The organism is Phormidium tenue FACHB-1052, from assembly GCF_014696675.1.
In the GTDB taxonomy this organism is placed as follows: Bacteria; Cyanobacteriota; Cyanobacteriia; order Phormidesmidales; family Phormidesmidaceae; genus Nodosilinea; species Nodosilinea tenuis_A.
Genome location: NZ_JACJQN010000004.1, coordinates 122844 through 146906, shown reverse-complemented (window position 1 = coordinate 146906; position 24063 = coordinate 122844). Strand labels below are relative to the sequence as shown.

The window sequence follows — 24063 nt, the reverse complement described above, 5'->3', positions numbered from 1 at the left end:
GCTAGCTCCAGAAGAAATCTTTATCAATTTGCTGAGTGCGAATGAGGTACTCCAGCTGCTTGAGACGGGTAAAGCCGCGAGAGGTAAACATCTCCTCGGTCATGTCAATTTGCTGGAACACTTTCAAAAGCTGCTCTGCACCGCGTCTAGCATCCCAATCGCACTTGAACCCAGGCAGCACGCTGTTAATCTTGTCGAAGGAGACGCGATAGCTGCGGTTATCAGTGTCGGGCTGGCCAAAGCTCAGCTGACATTCAGGGAAGGTCTCTGCAACAATCGTGGCAATTTCGCGCACCTGGTAGTTGTGGTTGGTGTCGCCGACGTTGAAGACTTGATTGTGAACAATATCGCGAGGAGCTTCAAGGGCACAGATAATTGATTTAGCAATGTCTAAACCGTGCACTAAGGGACGCCATGGAGTACCATCGCTGGTCATCCGAATCTCTTTGGTTGTCCAAGCCAACCCCGAGAGATTGTTGAGCACAATGTCAAAACGCATGCGGGGAGAGGCCCCATAGGCAGTGGCATTACGCATGAAGGTGGGCGAGAAGTCGTCGTCCGCCATCGGCTTCAGATCTTGCTCGACGAGGGTTTTGCATTTAGCGTAGGCGGTTTGAGGGTTAACCTCAGACTCCTCGGTAACGTAGTCATCGCCTTCAGCGACCCCGTAAACGCTACAGGATGACATATAGACAAAGCGACGTACCCCAGCGGCCTTAGCCAATTCTGCTAAGCGCACAGACCCTTTATGGTTGATGTCGTAGGTGATGGTAGGGGCGAGCTTACCCAGAGGATCGTTGGATAGCTCAGCCATGTGAACAATGGCTTCTACACCTTCGAGATCGGCAGCTTCAATGTTGCGAATATCTTTGTTTAGGGTTTTGGCCGATGAGTTAATGCCGTTGTAAAGCCACCCCGCCTTATAAAAGCCGGTGTCAACGCCGATAACGTCATGGCCTTTTTGCAAGAGCAACGGCGCTAGCAAACAACCGAGATAGCCTTCTGTACCAGTAACTAATACTTTCATGGATGAATTACCTGTTTGAGTATGACTAGAGTGCGACGGAGGCAGGAGCAGTGGCCTTAACCACTTGAGAGGCAACCTCTTTACCAATTTCAAGAGATGATGTGGCTGCCGGAGACGGCGCGTTCAAGACATGAATTGACCGCTCCCCGTTGACGATGAGAAAGTCATCAACCAGGCTGCCGTTGTTCATCAGTGCTTGAGCCCGTACTCCAGCATGGGTGGGAACAACGTCTTCACTACGAACCTCTGGAATGAGGCGTTGTAAGCTTTTGACGAAGGCCGCTTTGCTGAAGGAGCGAACGATCTCGCGCATACCTTCATCTGCATGCTTGGAGGCCAGTTTCCAAAAGCCTGGATAAGCCATCACTTCAGCAAAGTCTTTCAGATCAAAATCGGTCTTTTTGTAGCCTTCCCGCTTCAGACTTAGGACTGCATTAGGGCCAGCATGAACACTACCATCAATCATTTTGGTAAAGTGCACCCCAAGGAAGGGGAAGCTGGGGTTAGGTACCGGATAGATCAGGGTATTAACCATATGCCGCTTTTCGGGCACTAGCTCATAATACTCACCGCGGAAAGGCACAATTTTGGCTGAGGGCTTGAGGTTAGCCATTTGAGCTACTCGGTCCGAGAATAGCCCAGCGCAGTTGATTAAAAACTTCGCTTTAATAGTGCCTTTGTTGGTTTCTAGAACCACGTTTTGTGGCTCTATAGAGATACCTAGCACTTTGGTATTCAAGCGGAGATCGTTGTCGGACTCTTGAATAATCTCGATGTACTTTTGGCAGACGGCTTTGTAATTAACGATGCCGGTTGAGTCTACCTTAACAGCGGCAATACAGTTGACATAGGGTTCGATCTCCTTAACTTGCTCAGGCGTAATCTTGCTAACGGGAATTTCGTTTTGAAGACCACGCTGAAAGAGATTTTCTAGAAGCGGTAGTTCTTTTTCCTGGGTCGCAACAATGACTTTGCCACAGACATCATAGGGAATGTCATGCTGGCGGCAAAAGTCTACCATTGACTGACAGCCGGCCCGGCTAAATTTTGCTTTGAAGCTGCCAGGTTTGTAGTAGATGCCAGAGTGAATAACTCCGCTGTTATTACCTGTTTGGTGATAGGCCCAGGAGGACTCTTTTTCGATGACGGTGATTTTGGCGCTGGGGAGCATTTGGCTCAGCTTCATAGCTGTAGCCAGGCCCACAATGCCACCGCCAACAATGGCGTAGTCGTAGGTATTGGACATTATGTTTGCTCTATTGTGCAGTTATGCAGGCTGTTTTGGAATGCAGGGCTTGAATTACCAAACCTTCCAGGGAGCTTCCCCAGACTTCCATAATCCTTCAAGATTATTTTTATCTCGAAGAGTATCCATAGGTTGCCAAAATCCGTCGTGACGGTAGGCTGACAACTGTCCCATCTCAGCCAGTTTAGTCAGGGGCTCATGCTCCCACATGACGTCTTCATCGGGGATGAAGTCGATTACTTGAGGGTCTAAAACAAAATAGCCACCGTTGACATAGGCTTCATCGCCATCGGCTTTTTCAGCAAAGGATGCGATCGTGGTCTGTCCGTCATGTAGGGAGATGGCCCCAAATCGACCAGGGGGCTTGACTGCGGTAAGTGTAGCTAGGGTACCTTGAGCTTCGTGGAATTTGATGAGTTCGGTGACGTTTACATCACTAACCCCATCACCATAGGTGAAACAAAAGGGCTCAGACCCAATATATTCTCTTACCCGCTTGAGGCGTCCACCGGTTAGCGTTGATGCGCCAGTATCAATTAGCGTGACTTTCCACGGTTCGGCGTTACCGTTATGGATATTCATTTGGTTGTAACGCAGGTCAAAGGTTACATCTGACATGTGCAAAAAGTAGTTGGCAAAGTACTCTTTGATGACATAGCCTTTGTAGCCGCAGCAAACGATGAATTCGTTGATGCCGTGGGCTGCATAAATTTTCATGATGTGCCAAAGGATGGGATAGCCCCCAACCTCGACCATGGGTTTAGGTTTGATGCTAGTCTCTTCACTTAGACGAGTACCTAAACCACCAGCTAATATAACTGCTTTCATAAACCCTCTAGAAAATAATAAAACTAGGAAGTTCTGGTCTTCGAGCTGACGCGCTTAGCCTGTGGAAATTGAGCTAAATCTTTAACTCATTTGTTCCAGTAAAACACTGCCTACATCAAATTAAAGTCCTCATTTCTGGAAAATTTATTTAGCCGTAAGCCGGGGAACTAAGTTAAATTGAGCGAATCTTTAGCTTAAGTATTCTTACCGTAGCTTACGCTAGACTTCTATACTCTTCCTGTTGTCTTCAACCGTATTAACAAGTTTTTAACTTGATCATGAAGTTGTGTACTTTAGGACTAACAAAGTCGCTGCTAGAGTGCAACTAGCATGCCTAAGCATGACGTAAATTTGTTGCATGGTGACGACATACATGCTTAGACTCTTCCAGGATACGCCTGTTGGCTAGCTTAGCCCTGACCCGGACTATCATTGTGAGCAGTCGGTGAAGTCAGACAGTCAACATGTAAAAACCCTATAAATATAGCGGTAGCTGTTTAGATTAGCCTTTGGCAGGCAAAATCACCCTTAAATTACCCTGATGGGAGATTGATCTAACTCTAGGAAGACTGAGAATCAACAATTTAGATCTGTGATGAACGACTAAAATAGTTGAGAGTGTTCTTCAACTAGGGTAAAGGCTGTACCCGTTGGGGTGGCCAATAGATTTTGTAGGCATTGCCTACCACGTGAGCTTGGGGCAGAAATCCCCACACATGAGAATCGCGGCTGTTGTTGCGATTGTCGCCAAGTACGAACAGGTGGTCAGTGGGTACTGTTTTTGGACCCCACTGGTAGAGGATAGGCTCGGCCAAGTGGGACTCGTCTAGGGAGATGCCATTCAGCCAAACCTTACCGTTGCGGATCTCTACCTGCTGACCGGGTAGAGCGATGACCCGTTTCACCATTAAATTTTTGAGGTCTCCGGCTTGTTCAATTGGAGTGCGCTCGGGGTTAGAAAAGACAACGATGTCGTTCACCGCTAAGGGGTGCCCGAGAGGGCGAGGACGGACGAAAATGCGATCGCGCACCTCTAGCGTAGGCAGCATCGACTCGCTGGGCACAATGCACTGCACCACCTTCTGCGGCACGATGAATGGGATAGAGCTGATCGCCAGACGGGTGATCAGCACTGCGACAAGCAGCCCTCCTAACCAGCTCCACTGCCGCTGACGGGCGGGAGCAGCTCGGTAGACCAACCCGCAACCCACACCCCAAACTATGGGCGGTATGGGCAGCAGAGCTGAGTTGAAGTTGGCTAGGTAGGCTGTAAGAACGCCTAAGATTAGCAGCAGTCCCCCCATGGTGGGCTGTTGCAAAAATAGGTGCCCTAGCCCTGGCAATATTTGTGAAAGAAATACGGGATACCACGGATCGCTGGATTGATAGCGCAGTGGGCTGAACTCGTTGAGGGTAATGCCCCGCTTAGCCGCATGGTGGCTATCCCACAAATTGAATATGTAGAGACTGAATAGTGGTATGAGGGTGATCAGCCCTCGCAGGGTGTTGCCCTTGGGCGCAAAGATTGACCAGAAGATGAAGACAACGAGCCCTAGGTGAGCAGCGGCGATGAACAGACCACGGGCGATCGCACCATCATAAATTTGCCCCATGCCAGGCAGTGCCGCTGACAAGTTGACCGCCAGCCACGGACTTTTGCGTTGGCCTACCAGTACCTTAGGGGTTGCCTTCATAAATGAGAGTTAGCCATAGCGCTGAATAACAGACTCGTGGGCGGCAAATTCTTCGGTATCGGCCAGGGTGGGCAGAGTGAGGGTAGCATCGGCATACTTACGGCGTAGGGCTAACGCAATTAGATAATCAGCAAAATGCGGATTTTTGGGCAGTAGTGACCCGTGCATGTAGCTGCCAAAGACGTTTTTGTAGCGCGCGCCCTCGTACTCGGCGGTGGCATTGTTGCCAAATCCGACAATGGTTTTGGCCAGGGGTTCGACGCCGTCGCCCAAGTAGGTTTGTCCTGAGTGGTTTTCAAACCCAACCAGAGTTTGGGGAATATCGCGGGCAGCGGTATAAACTGTCTGCATTTCGGCGTAGGTGACAGGATTGATTTCGACAATGAGGTTGCCGATGCACCGCTGCTTGACGTCAGTGCCCGGCGCACGGGTGTTGACGTTGATGATGCCCAATCCTTGAGTTGCTTCACCATTGCCCATTAAGAAGGTGTTGCCCATGAGCTGGTAGCCGCCGCATACCCCCAGGAACACGACTCCGGCCTCGGTGTCGGCCCGAATGGCTTCGTACTTGAGCTGGTGGAAGTCGTTGACCACCGCCACCTGATCCAGATCTTGGCCACCGCCCATGAAGTAAAGATCAGTCTGACCGCTTTGGGCGACCTCCTCCATGGTCAAGGATTTTACGGTGCAGTCAATGCCCATCCACTGGCAGCGGCGGCGCAGCACGATGAGGTTGCCAGTGTCGCCGTAGAGGTTGAGGTAGTCGGGGTAGAGGTGGGTGATGGTGAGGGCGTAGGCCATGGGATGAGGGGAAGATGGGAGAGTTTTAAATTTTGAATTGCGGTGGGGTTGGGCCTGATGGCGAAGGCCTAGAGCACATCTAAGGTTTTGCCCATGAGCTTGCGAAATTCGAGCATGGCGGTGTAAGTGGGCAGCACAAACACCGTGTCGCCAGAACCAACTTTTTTGAAGGATGAATCAATCGCCTGACGAATAGATTCTTCGGCTGGGATGGGGCCAGGGGGGACATCAAGCGCATATTTGAGCCGCACGGCCATGTCTTTGGCGCGAATGCCGGTGCAGAGAATCCAGTCGATATTGGCCTGGTTGAGCCTTTCAAGTTCGCTATCCCACAGCCAGGAGACGTCTTTGCCGTCGGCGGTGTTGTCGTTGATGGCGAGAATGAGTTTGAGGCTGGGGATATTGCGCAGCAGCTCTAGGCTGAGGCTGAAACTGGCGGGATTTTTGACTAGCAGTAGGCGGTAGTTGACCTGTTTATCGCCCTGCTGACGGGTGAGGATTTCGCCCCGGCCAAAGGCTGGCTTGAAGGCTTTGAGCCCGGCGATCGCAGTGGCTCCGTCTATACCCAGCAGGTGGGCGATCGCGATCGCCGTCAGCGCGTTGTAAACATGAAAGAACCCTGGCGACACCGTCTTGGCCTGGGGCAGGTTCACCCTTTCACTATTAATTTGCCCTTGAACTGAGAAATCGGTGGTCAGGTCTTCATTGATGTGGATGTTCGTCGCCTCTAGCCCCTGACTGTCGGGGACGCGGCTGTTGAGCTTGCCTTCGTAGGGCAGAAACCGGGCGTACTCTGGGGCAAGCGACATAAAGTAGGTGGCGTTCTCCAGCCCTTGGGTGAGGCGAGAGGTGCGGGGATCGTCGCCGTTGACGACCACGGCGGCGGTGGGGCACTGGGCAATGCCGTCGCGAATCAGCTTTTCGGTGCGATCGACTTCACCGTAGGCATCGAGCTGGTCGCGGTAGAGGTTGGTGACGGCGATGATATTGGGTTTGATCAGCCTGGCAATGCGGGGCAGGGTGGCTTCTTCGACTTCAAGCACCGCATGGGTAAAGTCAAGGCGACCAACGGCGTTGCTCTGCTTGAGTAATTCTGACAAAATACCCTGGCTGAGGTTGGCCCCGGCCTTGTTGCGCAGTACCTTAGCCTGCGGCGCTTGGTCAAGCACGGCGCTGAGCATGGTCTGGCTGGTGGTTTTGCCGTTGGTGCCGGTAATGGCCACCACCACGGGAATTTGGCTGACCAGTGCCTTTAGAACAAAAGGAAAATAGCGGCCCACTAGGTAGCCTGGCAGGGCGGTACCCGACCCCCAACCCGATGCCCGTAGGGCCAGGGTCAGCAGCTTGGCAAACGCAACAATAGGAATCAGCAGCAGTTGGTTCATAGCCGGGCTAGGCAGATCATGAGGGAAAGGGTAGCAGAGTGTAGGGACAGACCTACAGGTCTGCTTTAACTTTCTGAGGGGATGAGCAGGGAAAACCGTGTTTTCGTGTCCTTTGTAGGCAGATGCAAGATTGAGGGGAATTTGTGGAAAATCGGGGTTCAGTACTATGGGTGATTGGCGGTACTGGGGAGGCTGTAGAGTTAGCCTCAGCCCTGACGGCGGAGCAGATTCCGTGTTTAGTTACGGTGACGACGGCGATCGCACAGCATGCCTATAAAAAGAGTACCTATCTAAAGGTTCTAGTCGGTGGGTTGAACGGGGCAGCGCTGGGGGAGTTTATTCACGCTCAGCGGATCGGGGCGGTGCTCGATGTGTCGCATCCGTTTGCGGTGGAGATCTCAAAGGGGGCGATCGCCGCCGCCCGCGCCCTCAACCTCCCTTACTGGCGCTATGAACGTCCTGCTATAGAATCTTCCTCCAGTGGGCGGATTCACTATATAGAAGACCTCCAAACCGTGCTCACCCCTGAGGTTTTGCTAGACAATCGAACGTTGCTCACTCTCGGCTATCGCTGGCTGCACCGTTTTGCCCCCTGGCAGGCCCAGGCCACCCTGTTTGCCCGCATTCTGCCCTCGCCGGTAGCGCTGGATGCTGCCCTAGGAGCAGGCTTTACCCCCGATCGCCTGATCGCCCTGCGGCCCCCCATTACTACCGAGCTAGAATGTGCCCTCTGGCAGCAGTGGGGCATTACTCAAGTTATTACCAAAGCCTCTGGCGCGCCTGGGGGAGAAAATATCAAGCGTGCGGCGGCTGAGCAGCTCAATATTTCTCTGTTTATTTTGAATCGTCCTCAACTCAATTATCCGGTGGTCTGCCGTAGCTCAGAGGAGGCCTTGGCGTTTTGCCGAGGGTGGTGGCGATCGCGCCCCAGCCATGAATAAAATCCACCGACCAACTCTCTCGGCCCCATCAAACTATCTCCTCCGCCAGGGGTAGTTAAGACCTTTCGGGAATGCTATCCTTGGCCTTCAATTTGTGCGCTACTATGGGCTATCGCCGGTTGCAGTCAGCCGGGATAGCCATGGCAAAAGTTGCTGTATCTCGCCAAAAATAGGGATTTTCTCCGCTCAAGCTCAAAGACGTGCGCCAATTTTTCAGTTAGCCCCTATATTTAGTTGGTCATTTGGTTTGTTGAGTCTCACAAGAGCATTGTGCACAGGTCATCCATGACAGCTTTTCCCATGCCATCCGGGCCATCCCCCTCTTTTGAGAGCGTTAGCAGTAGCGCTCTGCCAGATACTCCACCTGTGTTTGCTCTTAAAGAACTGGTGGCTCGGCTGCAGCGTGAGCAGTATAAAATTCAAGACTTGCTCAGTTCGTTGGGGTTTGCCCTCCGCAGCCTCAATAACTTAAATCAGTTCCTAGAGCTGATTCCCATGATTGCCAGTCGGGTAACTGATGCCAGTGGCGGTGCCCTAGTGCTGTTTCGAGCCGATGGGCAGGTGCGCCTAGAGCGATTGCACTGTCAGAGCGAAGATCAGTGCCAAGACGTGCGATCGGCCTTAGAGGCCGCTACTCGCCAAGTGACGGCTAGCTTCAAAGCTGCCCCTGAGAGCAGCATGATGTCGATGGCGCGCAACGCCATGCTGGCCCTCGATCGCCAGGTCAACCGCTACCTGGGTGACGAGTTTCAGCTGTTTGGCACCGCTATTATTGTGCAAAACGTAGAGCGAGGGCGGCTCTACGTGTTTAGTCGCGACCCTGGCTATGCCTGGACGGAGACCCGCCAAAAGCTGGTGCGCCTGGTGGCTGACCAGACTTCGGTAGCGATCGAAAACAATGAGCTAACAGCGGCGGTGCGCAAAAAAGAGCGCCTCGATCGCGAGCTCGAAATTGGGGCTGAAATTCAGCTACAACTGCTGCCCCGTCAGTGTCCCGCCATTCAGGGCATGGATTTGGCCGCCAAGTGCCGCACCGCTCACAAGGTAGGCGGCGATTACTACGACTTTATCCCCACCACCTTTGACCAGCTACGCCAGACTGACTCCCAGCAGACGGCGGCGGCCCCTTGGAGCTTTGCCATTGGCGATGTCATGGGCAAAGGGGTGCCCGCCGGGTTGATCATGACCATGATGCGGGGCATGCTGCGAACTGAGGTGCTCAACGGCCATTCGCCCGCCCGCATTTTGCAAGACTTAAACTTTGTTATGCACAGCGATCTCGAAAGCTCTAACCGCTTTGTGACGCTGTTTTACGCCGAGTACAATCCTAAAACTCGCCGTCTGGCCTACGGCAACGCCGCCCACAACCCACCACTGCTGTGGCAGGCGGCTACTAACACCATCACCCGGCTCGATACCCCTGGTATGCTGCTGGGGCTGGATATGAACACCGAGTACTGCGAAGCCGAGGTAGAGCTTCAGCCAGGCGACACGGTGGTGTTTTACACCGATGGTTTTACCGAGGCCGCCAACCCTCGCGGTGAGCGCTTTGAGGAAGAAAATCTGGAGCGGGCGCTCCAGTGGGCCTGCCGCAACTGCACGTCAGCCGAGGCAATTTTAGACTACACCTTTGACTTGATCGATCGCTTCATTGGGGGCGATCGCAGCAACGACGACGACATGACCCTGGTGGTGATGCGGGTAAAGCCAGAGCTCCAGCTCAACCTATTTGACAACTAAAGCCCGCTTTCTCGGCCCAAATTTTCGGGTTGACAGCGCTAGACTTGAGGTATCTGGCCTCCATTTGGCGATGTCGCCGTCTCCGAAGGTGAGGTAGCCCTTTGCCGCGATCGCCCTATGTTTACACCCCTACCTTGGCCATCTTTTCGGCGAGGCGTTGCGCTGGCCAGCGCTGGGCTACTCACCCTGGGGTCTACCTGGGGATTTTTCCCGCCCGCCTCTGCCCCGGCAATTCAGTACTCTGACGGCACCGTGGGTTTTTCGTACCCACCGCGCCTCACCGACAGCTACGCCACTCGCAATCTGGTCAGCGAAAGCAATGTCACCTACTACCTCACCTTTGATTTTCCCGAGGCAGCGGTTGAGCCGTTGGATCGGGTAGTGACTCGCCTGAATGAAGGCTATGACCCAATGTTTCGCTATCGGCTAGAGGCCACCGAAGCCTTTGCCAACACCCCCAATGGCCGGGTACGTTTGCCCCTCGGGGAACTCACCCAAGATCGGGACGCTCGCGAATTGTCGATTTCCTTCGATCCACCGGCTGAGCCTGGGGTGCCTATTACCTTAGCCCTGCGGCCCGTGCGGAATCCTCGTTTTGGCGGTGTCTACCTGTTTGGGGCCACGGCTTATCCGGTGGGCGCAATGGTGGAACCTACCTTTATGGGTTATGCCCGGCTGTCGTTTTATGAGCGAGACCGCGATCGCTGGCCCTAGCCCCAACCCTCATGGTTAAGGTTTGCCCCCATGTCTAGCCCATCGCCAGAGACTGCGCGATTTTTTGTGGCCCTACTGCCGCCCCAGCCCGTGCAGGACGCCATCACCGCCATCAAGCAGGACATTGAGCAGCGATTTGGCAGCAGGGCCGCCCTCCGCTCCCCACCTCACATCACTCTACAACCGCCCTTTGAGTGGTCTCTAGAGCGACTGGACGAGCTACAACACCATCTGCATAGCTTTGCCCGTCAGCAGCGGCCCATCCCCGTTGTTTTAGAAGGGTTTAGCGCGTTTCCCCCGCGAGTAATTTATGTGGATGTGCATCAGACGGCAGCGCTAATGGCCGTTCAGCCAGCCTTGGTCGCCCACTTAGACACTCACTGTGGGCTGCGGGAGGGCTATCGATACCCCGGCTCCAACCGCCCTGCTCCCTGGCCCTTTACGCCCCACGTCACCGTAGGCTTTCGTGACCTCAGGCCCGAGGCCTTTCACCAGGCCTGGGCTGAGTTTGAGCACCGCCCTTTCTCGGCAGATTTTGAGGTGCCTACCCTCACCCTGCTCCGCCACGATGGGCAAATTTGGCGAATTTTCTCCGAGCTGCCGCTAGGCGCTTCAAAGGCTTGATTTAGTAGGCATTTGAGATTGTGTAGAAGCTTATACAGAACAGGTATTACCTTGACATTCTCCAAAACCGTAGCTTACTATACAGAAGTAATCAGAAATTCGTTCATCTCGCTTTTTCACAGCCGATTAAAGCGAGACGGAAGTAGGGGTTAATAGCCCCCGAAGGAACGCGCCCCAATGTTCTGATCAAACCCTTGATCTTTTGGAGGCGACCCCATGAAACTCACCTATCGCGGCGTAAGCTACGACTACACCCCCCCCGTTGTGGAATCCAACCTAACCGATGAGGCTGGCAAGTTCCGCGGCGTAGATATTCGATTCCGCACCGTTAAGAAAGCGGCTGTGCAGCAGCCCACCCTAGACTTGGTCTATCGCGGTGTGGCTTACCAGTCTGGCACCCCTGAGGTTGCACCTGTGGTTGAGGTTGCAACTCCAGCAATGGCAGCCCCAGCCGTAGCAACCGCCTTGAGCACCGAAGACAAAGCCCGCATGAGCATGATGAACCGTCATCGCTCCGTAAAGCAGCGTCAGCAATCGATGCTGGGCCGTCTGGCCGTCGAAGCCGGTTTGCCCGCCGAAGCCGCTCAATACTGGAACCACATTCAAGGCAAGGTACACCCCAGCTTTTGGGCCACCTATAGCCGCAGTGGTGCCGCCGCTAGCTAAGCGTGCTTAACGCGTTAAATGAATAGCCCCTGCCGGAGGTTGCTGGCAGGGGCTATTTTGTTAGTAGCTGATTCAGGCAACGCTTCTTGAGGGCAGTCGGGCTTTAGGTGCCGTCGGCACTCTTGACCGGTCTGATGCCCAAGTGCCTAGATCGGTCAGGATAAATTGCTGAGCAATTGGGAAAAATAGGTCATTACTGCGGGCATAGCGGCAGTGATACAGAATGAAGGCTGCCCTCGCCCTAGATTAGTGGTTAAACAATTCAGATCACAGTCATGGTTGGGCCTCTCTTTTGGCCCCGCGTTTTCTAAAACCCTGGTGGGGTGAAACCTTTCACCCAGGATGTTTCCGTTTCCCTGTTGTCTTCGCTCCACGCTTTATCGTGTCTCTAACTCCTAACGGTTTGTCTGTAAGCCTTAGTCCCTTGCCTCAGGCTGGCTTGGGGGGAGAGGGAATACCTTTAGAATCTCAAGGTCGTAACCTTTTCAATATGGCCTTAGATGCCATGCTTATCGCCAACGATCAGGGCCAATATGTTGAGGCTAATCCTGCCGCTTGCAAACTGCTGAACTGTGTTCGAGACCAGATCATGGGCCGCACTATTGCCGATTTTTGTGTTTTGCCCGCTGGGGGCGACCTGCTCCACCAGTGGCAGATGTTTTTGGCCCAGGGTCACATGCAGGGAGAGGTTGCTTTAAGGGGTGACAGCGGAGAAGAACGCATCGTGGAGTACGCGGCTACGGCCAATGTTTCGCCCCACTTTCACCTATCTATTCTGCGGGATGTAACCGAGCGCAAGCAGGCCGAGGCGCTCAAGGAGCATCTCAACCAAATGCTGGCCCAGCAGGTTAAAGAACGCACCGAGGAATTACGGGTCGTTCAAACTCAGCTCGCTCAAAAGCACTCTTTGCTGGACGGCATTCTCAGCAATATTAATGGCGTGGTTTGGTCGATCGATTTGCAAACGATGGCGACTCGGTACGTTAATTCTGCTGTGGAAACCCTCTATGGCTATTCTAAGGAGGATTTTCTGAATGCCCCTGGCCTGTGGCGGAGTTTGATTTACCCAGCCGATCAGCCCAAAATCGAGCAGGTTTTGGGGCAACTCCGCGAGCAGGAGCGATTTGATCTGGAGTATCGCATTATCCGAGCCGATGGAGAGCTGCGCTGGGTACGCGATCGCTCGCGAGTGGTGTATGACCCCGAGGGCAAGCCAGTTCACCTCGACAGCGTTGCCACTGACATTACTGAACAAAAACAGCTAGAAGAAGCCCTGCGCCTGAGTGAAAGTCGGCTGCGGGCCATTTTTCAGCAAGTTGCCCTGGGCATTAACCAAGCGGATCTAGACGGTCATTTTTTGCAGGTTAACCAAGCCTACTGCGACATGCTGGGCTACAGCAAGGCAGAACTACTCCAACTGCGCTATCAAGATATTGCCCATCCCGACGAGCGACAAGAAACTGAGGCTGCCCTGGCCAAGCTCTATGCGGGGCAAGCCGCGTCAGTCACGTTAGAAAAACGCTACTTTCACAAAGATGGCAGCGTTCGATGGACAAATCTAGTGCTGTCTATCCTTCGCGATGCCGATGGGCGGGCGATTTCAGACATTGCGATTGTGCAGGACATCAGCGATCGCAAACAGATCGAGCAAGCCCTCGAGGAAGAGCGCAGCCTGTTTATCGGCGGCCCGACGATGGTCATTCGCTGGGGAACAACAGCTGACTGGCCAGTGGAGTATATTTCTCCCAATGTGCAAGCCCAGCTAGGGTATGAACCGAGGGTGTTGGTAGAGGGGCAGATGGCTTTTGCCTCTCTCATTCATCCCGACGACATAGAACAGGTCAAGGCAGAGGTAGTCACCGCTACGGCGGCCCAAACCCTGTGCTTTGCCCAAACCTATCGGGTGCGCCACGCCAACGGCGAATATCGCTGGATCGATGACTTTACCCGGGTGATCTATGCTGCCGATGGCACTGTTACCCAGTTCTTGGGCTACATCCAAGACATCACCGAGCGCAAGCAGACAGAACTGGCCCTGCAAGCCAGTGAAGCCACCAAACAGGCCATGTTGTCAGCGATTCCCGATCTGCTCATGCGCATCGATCGCAGCGGTCTGCGCTACGACTTTATCTCTGGCGGTGAGATCGCTCTCTACGGCGATGTTGACACCCAGCGTCCTCAGTCGCTCTACGAGATGCTGCCTCAAGCGTTAGCCGATCAGCGGCTGCACTTCATCCAGCAGGCGATTGATACTGGCGAGCGACAGATTTACGAATACACCATCACGGCAGAGGGCAAACCCCGCTACGAAGAGGCGCGGATCGTGCCCCTGAAGGGGGATGAAGTGCTGGTGATGGTGCGGGATGTCTCTGGCCGGGTAGTGGCGGAGAAGGCTTTGCGGGAGAGCCAGCAGCGCTTTCAGGCAATTTTTGACCAGATGTATCAGTTTATTGGTTTGCTGACGCCGGAGGGTATTGTGCTGGAGGCCAATCAAACTGCCCTGGCCTTTGGCGGCTTTGAGCGAGAAGATGTGGTCGATCGCCCCATTTGGGAGATGGGCTGGTGGGATGTCTCCCCGGAAATCCAGGCCCAGCTCAAGCAGGCGATCGCCGCCGCTGGCCGAGGCGAGTTTGTGCGCTATGAGGTGGTTATACAGGGGGCCAATCAACAGCTGATGACCATCGACTTCTCCCTGCGGCCAGTCTTAGATGACCAAGGTCAGGTGGTGCTGCTGATTCCGGAGGGGCGCGACATCACCCAGCGCAAGCACATGGAAGAAGAGCTTCAGCGCACCAAAGTCTTTTTAGAGCAGACCAACAGCGTCGCCCGCGTCGGCGGCTGGGAAGTTGATCTGCAACAGAATCTGGTGCATTGGACCCCCATCACCCGAGAAATTCATGGGGTCGATGCCGATTTTGAGCCCACCCTAGCGACAGCCCTCAATTTTTATCCGTCAGGCGTCAACCGTCAGCGCATGGCGGCGGCCATCGAGTGCGCGCGCCTCACTGGGCAACCCTGGGATGAGAAGCTACAGCTAGTGACCGCTCAGGGAAATCTGCGCTGGGTGCGATCGCTGGGGCAGGCCGAGTTCGTTGATGGCACCTGCACCCGCCTTTATGGAGCATTTCAAGACATTGATGCTCAGATGCGGGCAGACATGCAGCTCCAAGAGTTGACTCAACAATTACAGCAGGCGAACGAAGAACTGAATCGAGTTGCCACCACAGACGCTCTCACGCAAGTCGCCAACCGACGCCATTTCGACCAGATATTCATTCAGGAGTGGGCACAGGCCCAGCGGGCTACCACCTCTCTGGCTCTAATCATGTGTGATGTGGATTATTTCAAGCCCTACAACGACCACTACGGGCACCCAGCAGGGGATCGGTGTTTGCAACAGGTGGCCCAACTGCTGAAAGATCATATTCAGCGTCCTGGAGATGTGCTGGCTCGCTATGGTGGAGAAGAGTTTGTGGTGCTATTGCCCAGAACCACGCTGGTGGGGGCCATGGCGGTAGCCGCCAGAATTCAGCACCAGTTTACTCAGGCCCGGTTGCCCCACGGGTTTTCATCGGTAGCTGACCACATCACCTTAAGCTTTGGCATTGCCTGCTGCGTGCCCCTCCACAAAAATTCGCCCAGCGAGCTACTGGCTGCTGCCGATGCTGCCCTATATCAAGCCAAACTGGCAGGCCGCAATCGTTACTGCATCAACTCCAGCAATCGGCCTGACGGGCCAGCTTTGCCAAGGGCCTGAATCCGCTGGCCTCGCTGCGTTTGACCCTATGGACAGTACAGCGTGTCGCGGGTGTTGCGCTCTGTTACCGGATTGGTGCCTTTGGCTACATCGCAGAGCATCTTATTAACCTTGGGGTCGAGGAGCACATCGGTAAAGTCGGCCCCATCGATAATAGCCTCGCGAAAATCGGTGCCAAAGGCGTAGGCCCCTTCGAGAATGGCGTTGGTGAGGTTGGCCTGAAAGAATCGGGCTCCATCCAGCGTCGCGCCAGTCATATTGGCACCTTCCATATTGGCGCGGGCCAGGGTGGTATCAAACAGGCGCACCCCGCGCAGGTCGGTGTGGCTCATGTCAGCGTCGGCCATATCGGCGCGGGTGTAGTCGTTGCCGCGCAGGTCTTGGTTAGACCAGTCGGTCTTTCTCAAGTTTTGGCGATCGTAGTTGGTGGCCTGGGCCGGGTGAACCCAGCTCAGACAAAGGGTTAGCACCATCAGCGTGGCTACCACTATTCGACACAGGCTGGATCGACTAACCATGGCTCCCAATATTTTGCATCAAATCCTACATATTTGAGTCTACAGGTTGACTTGGGTCAAACCAATCCCCCGGCCTGTAGGTATGCTGTGACTCTGCCCGCGACAATCTTCTAGACTGTTGCCGCGACTCTTCTAGTTATGGTGAGCTAGCTGTAACGGTTGGCGAGCCTGGAGCACCGCGTTGCACTGGGGGCGGTTTCAGTGTTGAATCGTTCTGTTAGCGTTCTTTATATAATGGGCATTCTGCACCGTTGCCCGCCCCTGCCATGAGCATTGCTCTCTACAACACCCTGACCCGCAAAAAAGAACCCTTCGAAACCCACGAGCCGGGCCGGGTGAAGATGTACTGCTGCGGCGTCACGGTATATGACCATTCGCACTTGGGCCATGCCCGCTGCTATGTGGCGTGGGATACGGTGCGGCGCTACCTGCTGTGGCGGGGCTATGCCGTCCACTACGTGCAAAATTTTACCGACATTGACGACAAAATTCTCAACCGTGCTAAGGCAGAGAATTCTTCTATGCAGACGGTGGCGGAGCGCTATACCCAAGCGTATTTAGAAGATATTGCCCGCTTGAACGTGATGGAGGCCGACGAATACACCTACGCCACCCAAACCCTAGATGGCATTCAGCGGCTGATTGGCGAGCTAGAGCAAAAGGGCTACGCTTACCCCGCCAACGGCGATGTGTATTACTCCGTGCGTAAATTTGAGGGCTACGGCAAGCTTTCGGGCCGCAAGCTTGACGACATGCAGTCTGGGGCCAGCGGTCGGGTCGCTGCCGAGGACTCGATTAAACAAGACCCCTTTGACTTTGCCCTATGGAAAAGCGCTAAAGCAGGTGAGCCTTTTTGGGAGTCGCCCTGGGGGCCGGGGCGACCGGGCTGGCACATCGAATGCTCGGCAATGATTCGCGATCGCCTCGGCGACACCATTGACATCCATGTGGGCGGCAACGATCTGGTGTTTCCCCACCACGAAAACGAGATTGCTCAGTCAGAGGCGGCTACCGGCCATCCCCTGTCGCGCTACTGGATGCACAACGGCATGGTGAATGTGGGCGGCGAGAAGATGTCAAAATCCCTCGGCAACTTCACTACCATTCGAGATTTGCTGGATGCGCCTAACGCCCCTGACCCCATGGCGGTGCGGCTGTTTTTGCTCCAGGGCAGCTACCGCAAGCCGGTAGATTTTACCGATGAGGCGATCGCCGCTGTCCAAACTAGCTGGGGCACGGTGCGAGACGGGCTGTTGTTTGGTTATCAATACGGCGCTAAGTTGGGCTGGGCCGACAGTGAGGATGCTGTCTTTGGGGATCCTACTGCCATGCGAATCGATCGCGCCAGTGCCCCTGTTCAAGCCTTTCAAGCCGCTATGGATGACGATTTCAACACGGCTGGGGGGCTGGCGGTGCTGTTTGACCTGGCCAAAGACCTGCGCCGCGCAGGGAATTTGATTACTCACACGGGCGAGGCTGATACCGCTAGCGATGTTCTCCGCCAGCAGTGGCAAACCCTGGTGTGCCTCGCCCAGGTGCTGGGGCTAGAAGCTCGGCCTGGGGCCGAGATATCCACCGAGGGCAGGCTGTCGGATGCCGACATTGAGGCGCTGCTGACCCAGCGGCGGGAAGCCAGGGCCGCAAAGGACTTTGCCGAGGGCGATCGCATCCGCGACCTGCTCCAGGCCGAGGGCATTACTCTGATCGACAAGCCCGGCGGCATCACCGAGTGGCATCGTTAGAGCATCCAGCCCCGAGGGCCGTAAAGTGCGGACTCTATCTTTTTCAAAGCTCGCTCGGCCTTATCTAGAGATTTCATCATCTGCTCTTCGTTATCTGGCTCGTTGACGCTAAGTTGGCCCAATTCTAAGCTGGCTTTAATTAGGCTAAAAATAGGACTGTTTATGGGCGGCTGGCCATTACCGCCCCGCAGCACCTTAGCCTGTTGGGCCAAATCGTCGAGCAGCGGTGCGAAGTCTTGCTTAGGTTTATTGGGCAAAGGCGCGGCCTGAGCTATAGCCTTGTGCTGAACTGGGTCGAGGGATTCGATGATTCGGCCAGCGTTTTTAGCCGCTAGATAAATCTGCTTTAGCTCGCTTCTAATGCCTCCGCCAAAGTGGATGTTTGTGCTCTGGAGCAGCCCGTCGTACACAATTTGCCCTTTAAAGGGCAGCAGCACTGCTTTAACCATGAGGGGTAGATAGCTTTTATGAATCATGTCGTCGAAGCTATCCCACAGCCCTAGAACCCCATAAACTACATCTTTATTGCTGATGAAGACGGCATACTTTTTGAGGAATCGCTCGATGTAAAAGGTGCCCTCAATGAAGTTTTTCCAGGAATCGAGAATCTCAATCTTGTCAGGCCCCAAACCTTGAGGATTTTCTTGGATGAAGCGATCGATCAACTCTGGATTTTGGTATAAGGCATCCCGAATTGCTATCTTCTCTTCCGTCGGACGAGCTTCAAAACCCGCTGGGTCTTCGATGTGGGGCACAAGTTTGAGCTGCTGGTTGACGTAGATTTGCAGACTCCACATCAGCTCAAAGAATAGGGCAGCATCGGCTTCAGAAAGTTTCATGGCAAAGTCTGGGCAGTTAGCATTTCCTACTGATACCACAGCTTCAAGGAAACCATTGCCGTCCCAGGGCAATGAAGGTTTCGCGATGCTGGCGGAAGAGGGTGTAGCCGTAGACGGCAACGATCGCAAACAAACACAGGTGGGCGATCGCGCTATAGGTGCTAATAATATCGCCCGGCGTCCAGCCGTGGTCGTTGACCAACTGGTTCATATCGCCGTGCTCAACGTCGCCCCACATTGAGCCAAAGGGAATCGAGGCTTTGCCCTTAGGAACTTGCTGCCACAGCCATACCTGACCCCAAAAGCAAAAGGCCGCCCCTAGCACCACTGGAAAACGGTAAAAATCCCACCGAAAATATTCGGGCAAGGGGAAGTAAAAGCCCACGATCAGCAGGGCCGATAGATAGATTTCGCCGCCAATGCCGCCGAAGGAAAACAGCATGTCGAAGGTGTCGGCGGGTAGGAGCCAGGTCATGTAAAACTGCACCACCGCAAGCCCTATGGCCAGCACCATGGGCCAGCGTTTGCCCTCGCGTCGCCCGGCCCAAAACAGCAGACCCAGCAGGGTGAAAATGCCGAGGTAGACAAAGAGCGATCGCTGCGGGTTCAGCGTCGTCCACCCAATGGGCAGGGGTAGTGCCTGCCGCCCCGCTAGCCAGGCGATGGTAGCGTGACCAAACTCGTGCAGCCAAATCTTGATGCCGAACAGCAGCGCATTCACGATCGGCATGGCGTTCATCAGCATCCCCAACAGCATCAAGCCGGGGAAAATCAGCCCGTTACTGTAGCGATTTTGAAACGAGAGGATATCCGTGTCGTCGCTGGCAATGGCCAGGCCGTTCGACTGGCGCGGCGATCGCGGCTTTGGCACGACACTAGCCACGGTAGAGTTTTGGCCTAAGGACGCGTAGACCGCTGAAGCAGTCTCAGCCTCGGCGGTGGACTGCTCTAGGTGGGTTTTGAGGGTAGCAAAGGCCCACTTGAGGGGCTCTAGGGCGGCGCGATCGCCCCGCCGAAGCAACTCCGCCCGCCGCTTGAAATACACCGACTCTATCTGGGGCAACGGGTCTCCTAGAGATAACCCCAGTTCCTCGTAGGCGCGCACCACCGCTACCGGCGTTGAGGTAGCTGTGGGGGAACTCGGTTGGGGTGCTGGGGTAGCAGCCCAACCGCCATCGGTTGTGGAGGCTAACGTCTCACAGGCCTGGGACTCATCCGAGAAAAGGGTCGGTGAGAGCGACAACAGAGCGATTTCCTCACTCCAAATAGGCTGAGCTTCACCTGTTTGGGTGCCGTAGAGTTGCACAATACCAATGTCAGGCGGCTGCAATTTTGCCAGGGTGCGGCGGATGTAGGCCACCGTTGCCGGTTGGGGTGGGGCGGGGCTGCTGCTAAACCACAGCTGCAAACAGTAGCTCTGGCGATCGCCCCGCACCGTAATGCCTTTGGGTCTGAGGGCGTGGGTGAGCAGGGCGGCGATCGCTGCCGCCTCCCCATCCTTGGCCTGCTCTAGTAGCGAAGGAGTCGTCATCGCGTTGGGCTATCCCGTATCGTAGATATTTCCAGACTACCCAACTGCCACCGTCGGTACCCGTCCCTCGATAAGATGGTTTGCACAGATTTAACCGCAGGAAGCCAACCATGAGGGCAGGGTCTTGAGTACAGCGGCTAGCCCCGGCGGCCTAGTGATTGCAGGCGAGCGCAGCGGTGTGGGTAAGACCACCGTCACCCTGGCGCTGCTGGCGGCCCTAGCGCAAAAATCGCTCCGCGTGCAGTCGTTTAAGGTGGGGCCAGACTACATCGACCCGATGTTTCACCAGCAGGCGACGGGGCGACCCTGCTACAACCTCGACCCGATTCTGACCTCAGAAACCTATGTGCAGCACTGCTTTGCCCACCGCTGCCAGGGGTCTGACTTTGCCCTGGTCGAAGGGGTCATGGGTCTCTTCGACGGCGCGTCTGGGCTCTCGGATGTCGCCAGCACTGCCCATATTGCCCGTCTGCTGAACCTGCCGGTGCTGCTGGTGGTCGATTGCAGCCGTCTGTCGCGATCGGTGCTGGCCATCATCCACGGCTACCGTACGCTAGATCCTCAGGTAAAACTAGCCGGGGTGGTGCTAAATCGGGTGGGCAGCGATCGCCATCTCGAACTCCTCACCGATGCCCTAGCCAGCATTGATCTGCCCATTCTTGGCGTGTTGCGGCGGCAGGATGCGATCGCCCTCCCCGATCGCCACCTGGGCCTCGTGCCCACCGCCGAACTTCCCCAACTCCCCGACATTCTCGATCGCCTCGCCCACCTCGGCCACACCTGCTTTGACTGGGATGCCCTCACCCCCCTTCTAACTGCCAACTCCACCCCTCAACTCTCCCACCCTCCCTACCCTCTCGCACTCACCCACCCCCTAACTTCCCCACCCCCCTCACCCCGCATCGCGATCGCCCAAGATCCTGCTTTCAGCTTCTACTACTCCGACAACCTCGATATTCTCACCGCCCTGGGAGCCGAGATCATTCCCTGGAGCCCCCTGCGGGATGCCCATCCTCCTGCCGATGTCGATGGATTGTACTTTGGCGGCGGCTTTCCCGAAATGTTTGCCGCAGAGCTAGCCGCTAACCAGAGCTTGCGCTCAAGACTCAAGGCTCTGATTCGGCAAGGCTTACCTGTCTATGCCGAATGTGGCGGGTTGATGTACTTAGCCACCACCCTGGTCGATTTAGATGACAATGCCTGGCCTATGGTCGACGTGTTGCCCACCAGCGTGAGGATGACCGGACGGCTCACTCTGGGCTACCGTCACGCCTTGGCAGAACAAGGCAGCTTACTTTTACAGGCCGGTCAAACCATCTGGGGGCACGAGTTTCACCGCTCCGAGACAGAAATGCCCACCCCATCGCCTCTGTACCAACTCAAGCGCTACGGGGCAGTGCAGCACCACGCCACCGAGGGCTGGGCACCGCATCGCATTCATGCCTCATATCTGCATCTGCATTGGGGTGGCTGCCCAGAGGTTGCTAAAGCTCTGGTTGGAGTCTGTCTACAATACCGTCAGAGTCAGGCTAAACCCTAGTCCTAGGGTACCGGCCAAAGGCCTTAGTCAAGCCCTAATTAGTGTTATGGTTAGACCATAGATTTTTGTTGAGATAAGGAGTATTGCTGTGGTTGAGCCTTTGCTAAGTGGCATCGTTCTAGGGTTTATTCCTGTCACCCTGGCCGGGCTTTTCGTTGCGGCTTACATGCAATATCGCCGGGACAATCAGCTAAACTCATAGCCCGGTCGCTGGGGGTGAGGGCGGGCGCGATCGCCGCCTTAGAGCTTACTTAATAGCATCCCCCAGCCATCCCCGCGCTAAATAGGCACTACCGACCGCCGCTTCCACCGAGGCGGCGTTTTTGATGGGCACCGGCAGTAGAGCAGCCCGCAGCTGTCGCCAGGTTTCGTTAGCGGCACCGCCCCCCGCCGTGAAAATTTGCCGTAGGGGTGATGCTCCATGCTGAATGAGCAGCTCATATCCTCGCTGCTCAATGCGGGCGATGCCCATCAGCAGACCATGCAAAAACGCGCTGTCATCCCCTGGGCGGGGCGAGAGGCGCGGAACCAGGGTGGGGTCATTGATGGGAAAGCGCTCTCCCGGCTGCACCAGGGGGTAATAGTCTAGCTCCGTGGGCACGGCGGGGTCGATACGCTGGCTCAGGTTGACTAACGTCTCTCGATCAAAGAATTTTTCGAGCACGGCCCCGCCGCTGTTAGAGGCCCCGCCTACCAACCAGTGGTTTCCCAACCGGTGGCTGTAAATGCCGTAGTCTCCCACGTCGACTCGCCGATCGCTGAGTAGCTTGATGGCCAGGGTTGACCCCAAGGAGGTGACCCCGTCGCCTGGGGCGATCGCGCCGCTGGCCAAAAAGGCCGCAATGCTGTCAGTGGTGCCCGCCACTACCTGACACTGGGGCGATAGGCCAAACCGCTGGGCTACAGTTTCCGTCACGCACCCTACCAGTTCTCCCGGTGCCAACACCCGAGGCAGTACCCGACTCCACGGCTGCCCCTGCATCCAGGCAGGGTAGCTCAGCTCACCCACGTCGTAGCCCAGCTTGAGGCTGTTGTGGTAGTCGCTCAGCCCCCACTGGCCGTGGAGCTGGGCGCTGAGCCAGTCGGCCTGGTGCAGCAGATAGGTCGCTTGATTCCAGGTTGAGGAGGGCAGTGTCTGGTGCCACCACACCAGTTTGGCCAGGCTCGATGTGGCGCTGGCGGCGGGGCTTTGGGCGGGGGCCAAGGCCTTAACGTTTTCTAAGACTTCTCCGCAGGGATGGTTGTAGAGCAGCGGCGGCGTCAGCGATTCCCCCGCCTGATCGCACAGCAGCACGGTGGCCGAGGTGCCGTCGATCGCCACTCGACCGATCTGGGGGGCGATCGCCCCCGGCAGCGCCTCTAGCAGAGCAAAGAGACCCCGCCGCCAGCACTCTGGGGCGGGCAAATCGGGGTAGCCCTGGCGAAACTGCCAACATAAATGCCGCTGCGGATCGACCACAGCGGCACGCACCCCAGAGGTGCCAAAGTCTATACCCAGAGCCAGGGGAAGGGGCGTCACGAAGCAGCCGTTCGCCACACCATTCCTCAAGCCTAGATGCTGGTCTCGCTGATCGAACGGGTGATGTAGTCGAAGGGGTAGTCGACCACAGAGGGATCGGCTACGCCCGCTTCCTGTACCTTGGCTTTCACGATGTCTTTCATCAGCTGAATGCCGATCACCGTGGGGGCAATGGGCACACCCAGGGAGTTGTAGGTTTCGCGCAGCCCGGTCAGCACTCGCTCGTCGAGCACGTCGGGGTTGCCCGCCACCAGGGCATAGCTGCTGTAGCGGAGGTAATAGTCCATATCGCGCAGGCAGGCGGCGTAGCGGCGGGTGGTGTAGGCATTGCCGCCGGGGCGAATCAGCTCGGGAACTTGGGCAAACAGGGTAACGCCCGCTTCTTTGACAATGCCAGCGGCGTTAGCGCTGATAACTGCCGCTGCCTTGATGCGATCGGAACCGCTGTCAAAGTAGGACTTGATCGAGTCGAGGGCGCTGCTATCGAGATAGCGTCCAGTGTTGTCGTAGGTCTTGATTAGCGTGGTGACAGCGTCCCGCATAGGTGGTTTCTCCCAACTCTCACTTGGCAAACAGCATTTTATAAATGGTGGCAGGCGCAGGCTGCCTTATCCTGACTGAAGATTCTAACCTCGAAGGCCAAAACCCTGATAAATGCCAGGTTTTATCTTCGAAGAAGTTTACCATGGGGGCTTAACCCCTGGGTGGCTCAGGCCCGTCAGAGGCGGGTCTTTATGAGCGAATTGTTACAAAACATCATGGTCTGACTCAGGGCATTTGTTAGCTTTCCCTGACAAAAAGTAGTGGGTGATACAAAACGGGCTAACCCCTCTCCTTAGGATGATTCAGATGAGCTGATACCTGTGCAATCAGCAGGATCAGAGTGCCCGTGCCAACAACCGGTGTTGTATAGGGCTTGCCTGTTGCAGCCCTGCCGATTTGGCAGGGAAT

At 55.5% G+C, this 24063-nt stretch carries 20 protein-coding genes and 1 riboswitch; of the genes, 9 read left to right on the top strand and 11 right to left on the bottom strand.

Annotated elements, in window-relative coordinates; genetic code table 11:
• Window position 1 precedes the first annotated feature (1 nt).
• The 6 genes from H6G07_RS08080 to H6G07_RS08055 all read right to left on the bottom strand — a co-directional run bounded on the left by H6G07_RS08080 (window position 2) and on the right by H6G07_RS08055 (window position 6981).
• A complete protein-coding gene (locus H6G07_RS08080) occupies window positions 2-1027 on the bottom strand; it encodes an NAD-dependent epimerase/dehydratase family protein (RefSeq protein WP_073607864.1) in 1026 nt (341 codons plus the stop codon).
• A 25-nt stretch (window positions 1028-1052) separates the two neighbouring features.
• Entirely contained in the window at window positions 1053-2273 is a 1221-nt protein-coding gene (gene lhgD, locus H6G07_RS08075) for an L-2-hydroxyglutarate dehydrogenase (RefSeq protein ID WP_073607865.1), read from the bottom strand.
• Window positions 2274-2327: 54 nt separating this feature from the next.
• On the bottom strand, window positions 2328-3101 hold the full coding sequence (gene rfbF / locus H6G07_RS08070) for a glucose-1-phosphate cytidylyltransferase (protein WP_073607866.1): 774 nt from the start codon (window positions 3099-3101) through the stop codon (window positions 2328-2330).
• Between the two features lie 629 nt (window positions 3102-3730).
• Window positions 3731-4795: a signal peptidase I gene (gene lepB, locus H6G07_RS08065; protein WP_073607867.1), complete on the bottom strand. Its 1065-nt coding sequence runs from the start codon at window positions 4793-4795 to the stop codon at window positions 3731-3733.
• Window positions 4796-4804: 9 nt separating this feature from the next.
• Window positions 4805-5596 carry a type 1 glutamine amidotransferase gene (locus tag H6G07_RS08060; protein WP_073607868.1) on the bottom strand — a complete coding sequence of 264 codons (792 nt, stop codon included), beginning with the start codon at window positions 5594-5596 and terminating at the stop codon, window positions 4805-4807.
• Window positions 5597-5664: 68 nt separating this feature from the next.
• The gene (locus H6G07_RS08055) at window positions 5665-6981 is read right to left on the bottom strand and encodes a Mur ligase family protein (RefSeq protein WP_073607869.1); all 1317 of its coding nucleotides are present in this window, start codon (window positions 6979-6981) and stop codon (window positions 5665-5667) included.
• 143 nt (window positions 6982-7124) lie between these two features.
• Here H6G07_RS08055 and H6G07_RS08050 point away from each other — a divergent pair, with 143 nt between their 5' ends.
• The 6 genes from H6G07_RS08050 to H6G07_RS08025 all read left to right on the top strand — a co-directional run bounded on the left by H6G07_RS08050 (window position 7125) and on the right by H6G07_RS08025 (window position 15423).
• Window positions 7125-7922 (top strand): cobalt-precorrin-6A reductase, encoded by a 798-nt coding sequence (locus H6G07_RS08050; protein WP_073607870.1) that lies wholly within the window; start codon window positions 7125-7127, stop codon window positions 7920-7922.
• A gap of 285 nt (window positions 7923-8207) precedes the next feature.
• Window positions 8208-9662, top strand: a complete 1455-nt coding sequence (locus tag H6G07_RS08045) for a PP2C family protein-serine/threonine phosphatase (RefSeq protein ID WP_073607871.1) — start codon at window positions 8208-8210, stop codon at window positions 9660-9662.
• A 117-nt stretch (window positions 9663-9779) separates the two neighbouring features.
• The gene (locus H6G07_RS08040; RefSeq protein WP_084173011.1) at window positions 9780-10376 is read left to right on the top strand and encodes a DUF2808 domain-containing protein; all 597 of its coding nucleotides are present in this window, start codon (window positions 9780-9782) and stop codon (window positions 10374-10376) included.
• Window positions 10377-10406: 30 nt separating this feature from the next.
• Complete coding sequence (locus H6G07_RS08035; protein ID WP_073607872.1) at window positions 10407-11000, top strand: 2'-5' RNA ligase family protein; 594 nt, start codon at window positions 10407-10409, stop codon at window positions 10998-11000.
• Between the two features lie 98 nt (window positions 11001-11098).
• Window positions 11099-11174, top strand: a riboswitch (Glutamine riboswitch).
• Between the two features lie 42 nt (window positions 11175-11216).
• Window positions 11217-11666, top strand: a complete 450-nt coding sequence (gifA, locus tag H6G07_RS26860) for a glutamine synthetase inactivation factor IF7A (protein WP_073607873.1) — start codon at window positions 11217-11219, stop codon at window positions 11664-11666.
• 382 nt (window positions 11667-12048) lie between these two features.
• Window positions 12049-15423, top strand: coding sequence for a PAS domain S-box protein (locus tag H6G07_RS08025; protein ID WP_280522646.1), 3375 nt, complete (start codon window positions 12049-12051; stop codon window positions 15421-15423).
• A 26-nt stretch (window positions 15424-15449) separates the two neighbouring features.
• Here H6G07_RS08025 and H6G07_RS08020 read toward each other — a convergent pair whose 3' ends face one another.
• Entirely contained in the window at window positions 15450-15941 is a 492-nt protein-coding gene (locus H6G07_RS08020) for a pentapeptide repeat-containing protein (RefSeq protein ID WP_073607875.1), read from the bottom strand.
• Window positions 15942-16207: 266 nt separating this feature from the next.
• Here H6G07_RS08020 and cysS point away from each other — a divergent pair, with 266 nt between their 5' ends.
• Window positions 16208-17683 carry a cysteine--tRNA ligase gene (gene cysS / locus H6G07_RS08015; protein WP_073607876.1) on the top strand — a complete coding sequence of 492 codons (1476 nt, stop codon included), beginning with the start codon at window positions 16208-16210 and terminating at the stop codon, window positions 17681-17683.
• On the opposite strand, the gene H6G07_RS08010 is transcribed toward cysS, so the two are convergent.
• Together H6G07_RS08010 and H6G07_RS08005 are read right to left on the bottom strand one after the other, a co-directional pair.
• Window positions 17680-18522 (bottom strand): hypothetical protein, encoded by an 843-nt coding sequence (locus H6G07_RS08010; protein WP_073607877.1) that lies wholly within the window; start codon window positions 18520-18522, stop codon window positions 17680-17682. The two genes, cysS and H6G07_RS08010, sit on opposite strands and share 4 nt — an antisense overlap.
• A gap of 43 nt (window positions 18523-18565) precedes the next feature.
• On the bottom strand, window positions 18566-20053 hold the full coding sequence (locus H6G07_RS08005; protein ID WP_073607878.1) for a hypothetical protein: 1488 nt from the start codon (window positions 20051-20053) through the stop codon (window positions 18566-18568).
• Window positions 20054-20177: 124 nt separating this feature from the next.
• Between H6G07_RS08005 and H6G07_RS08000 the strand changes: the two genes are divergently transcribed.
• Both H6G07_RS08000 and petG read left to right on the top strand, forming a co-directional pair.
• On the top strand, window positions 20178-21593 hold the full coding sequence (locus tag H6G07_RS08000; RefSeq protein WP_073607879.1) for a cobyrinic acid a,c-diamide synthase CobB: 1416 nt from the start codon (window positions 20178-20180) through the stop codon (window positions 21591-21593).
• 88 nt (window positions 21594-21681) lie between these two features.
• A complete protein-coding gene (gene petG / locus H6G07_RS07995; RefSeq protein ID WP_073607880.1) occupies window positions 21682-21795 on the top strand; it encodes a cytochrome b6-f complex subunit V in 114 nt (37 codons plus the stop codon).
• A gap of 45 nt (window positions 21796-21840) precedes the next feature.
• Here the strand turns inward: petG and H6G07_RS07990 are convergent, their stop codons facing one another.
• Window positions 21841-23112 (bottom strand): FGGY-family carbohydrate kinase, encoded by a 1272-nt coding sequence (locus H6G07_RS07990; protein WP_073607881.1) that lies wholly within the window; start codon window positions 23110-23112, stop codon window positions 21841-21843.
• A gap of 32 nt (window positions 23113-23144) precedes the next feature.
• Complete coding sequence (gene apcB, locus H6G07_RS07985; protein WP_073607882.1) at window positions 23145-23654, bottom strand: allophycocyanin subunit beta; 510 nt, start codon at window positions 23652-23654, stop codon at window positions 23145-23147.
• Window positions 23655-24063 lie beyond the last annotated feature (409 nt).

Bases quoted from the DNA above. Each gene is read 5' to 3' on its own strand.
- H6G07_RS08080 (WP_073607864.1), bottom strand. From the start codon at position 1,027: ATGAAAGTATTAGTTACTGGTACAGAAGGCTATCTCGGTTGTTTGCTA.
- lhgD (WP_073607865.1), bottom strand. From the start codon at position 2,273: ATGTCCAATACCTACGACTACGCCATTGTTGGCGGTGGCATTGTGGGC.
- rfbF (WP_073607866.1), bottom strand. From the start codon at position 3,101: ATGAAAGCAGTTATATTAGCTGGTGGTTTAGGTACTCGTCTAAGTGAA.
- lepB (WP_073607867.1), bottom strand. From the start codon at position 4,795: ATGAAGGCAACCCCTAAGGTACTGGTAGGCCAACGCAAAAGTCCGTGG.
- H6G07_RS08060 (WP_073607868.1), bottom strand. From the start codon at position 5,596: ATGGCCTACGCCCTCACCATCACCCACCTCTACCCCGACTACCTCAAC.
- H6G07_RS08055 (WP_073607869.1), bottom strand. From the start codon at position 6,981: ATGAACCAACTGCTGCTGATTCCTATTGTTGCGTTTGCCAAGCTGCTG.
- H6G07_RS08045 (WP_073607871.1), top strand. From the start codon at position 8,208: ATGACAGCTTTTCCCATGCCATCCGGGCCATCCCCCTCTTTTGAGAGC.
- H6G07_RS08040 (WP_084173011.1), top strand. From the start codon at position 9,780: ATGTTTACACCCCTACCTTGGCCATCTTTTCGGCGAGGCGTTGCGCTG.
- H6G07_RS08035 (WP_073607872.1), top strand. From the start codon at position 10,407: ATGTCTAGCCCATCGCCAGAGACTGCGCGATTTTTTGTGGCCCTACTG.
- gifA (WP_073607873.1), top strand. From the start codon at position 11,217: ATGAAACTCACCTATCGCGGCGTAAGCTACGACTACACCCCCCCCGTT.
- H6G07_RS08020 (WP_073607875.1), bottom strand. From the start codon at position 15,941: ATGGTTAGTCGATCCAGCCTGTGTCGAATAGTGGTAGCCACGCTGATG.
- cysS (WP_073607876.1), top strand. From the start codon at position 16,208: ATGAGCATTGCTCTCTACAACACCCTGACCCGCAAAAAAGAACCCTTC.
- H6G07_RS08010 (WP_073607877.1), bottom strand. From the start codon at position 18,522: ATGAAACTTTCTGAAGCCGATGCTGCCCTATTCTTTGAGCTGATGTGG.
- H6G07_RS08005 (WP_073607878.1), bottom strand. From the start codon at position 20,053: ATGACGACTCCTTCGCTACTAGAGCAGGCCAAGGATGGGGAGGCGGCA.
- apcB (WP_073607882.1), bottom strand. From the start codon at position 23,654: ATGCGGGACGCTGTCACCACGCTAATCAAGACCTACGACAACACTGGA.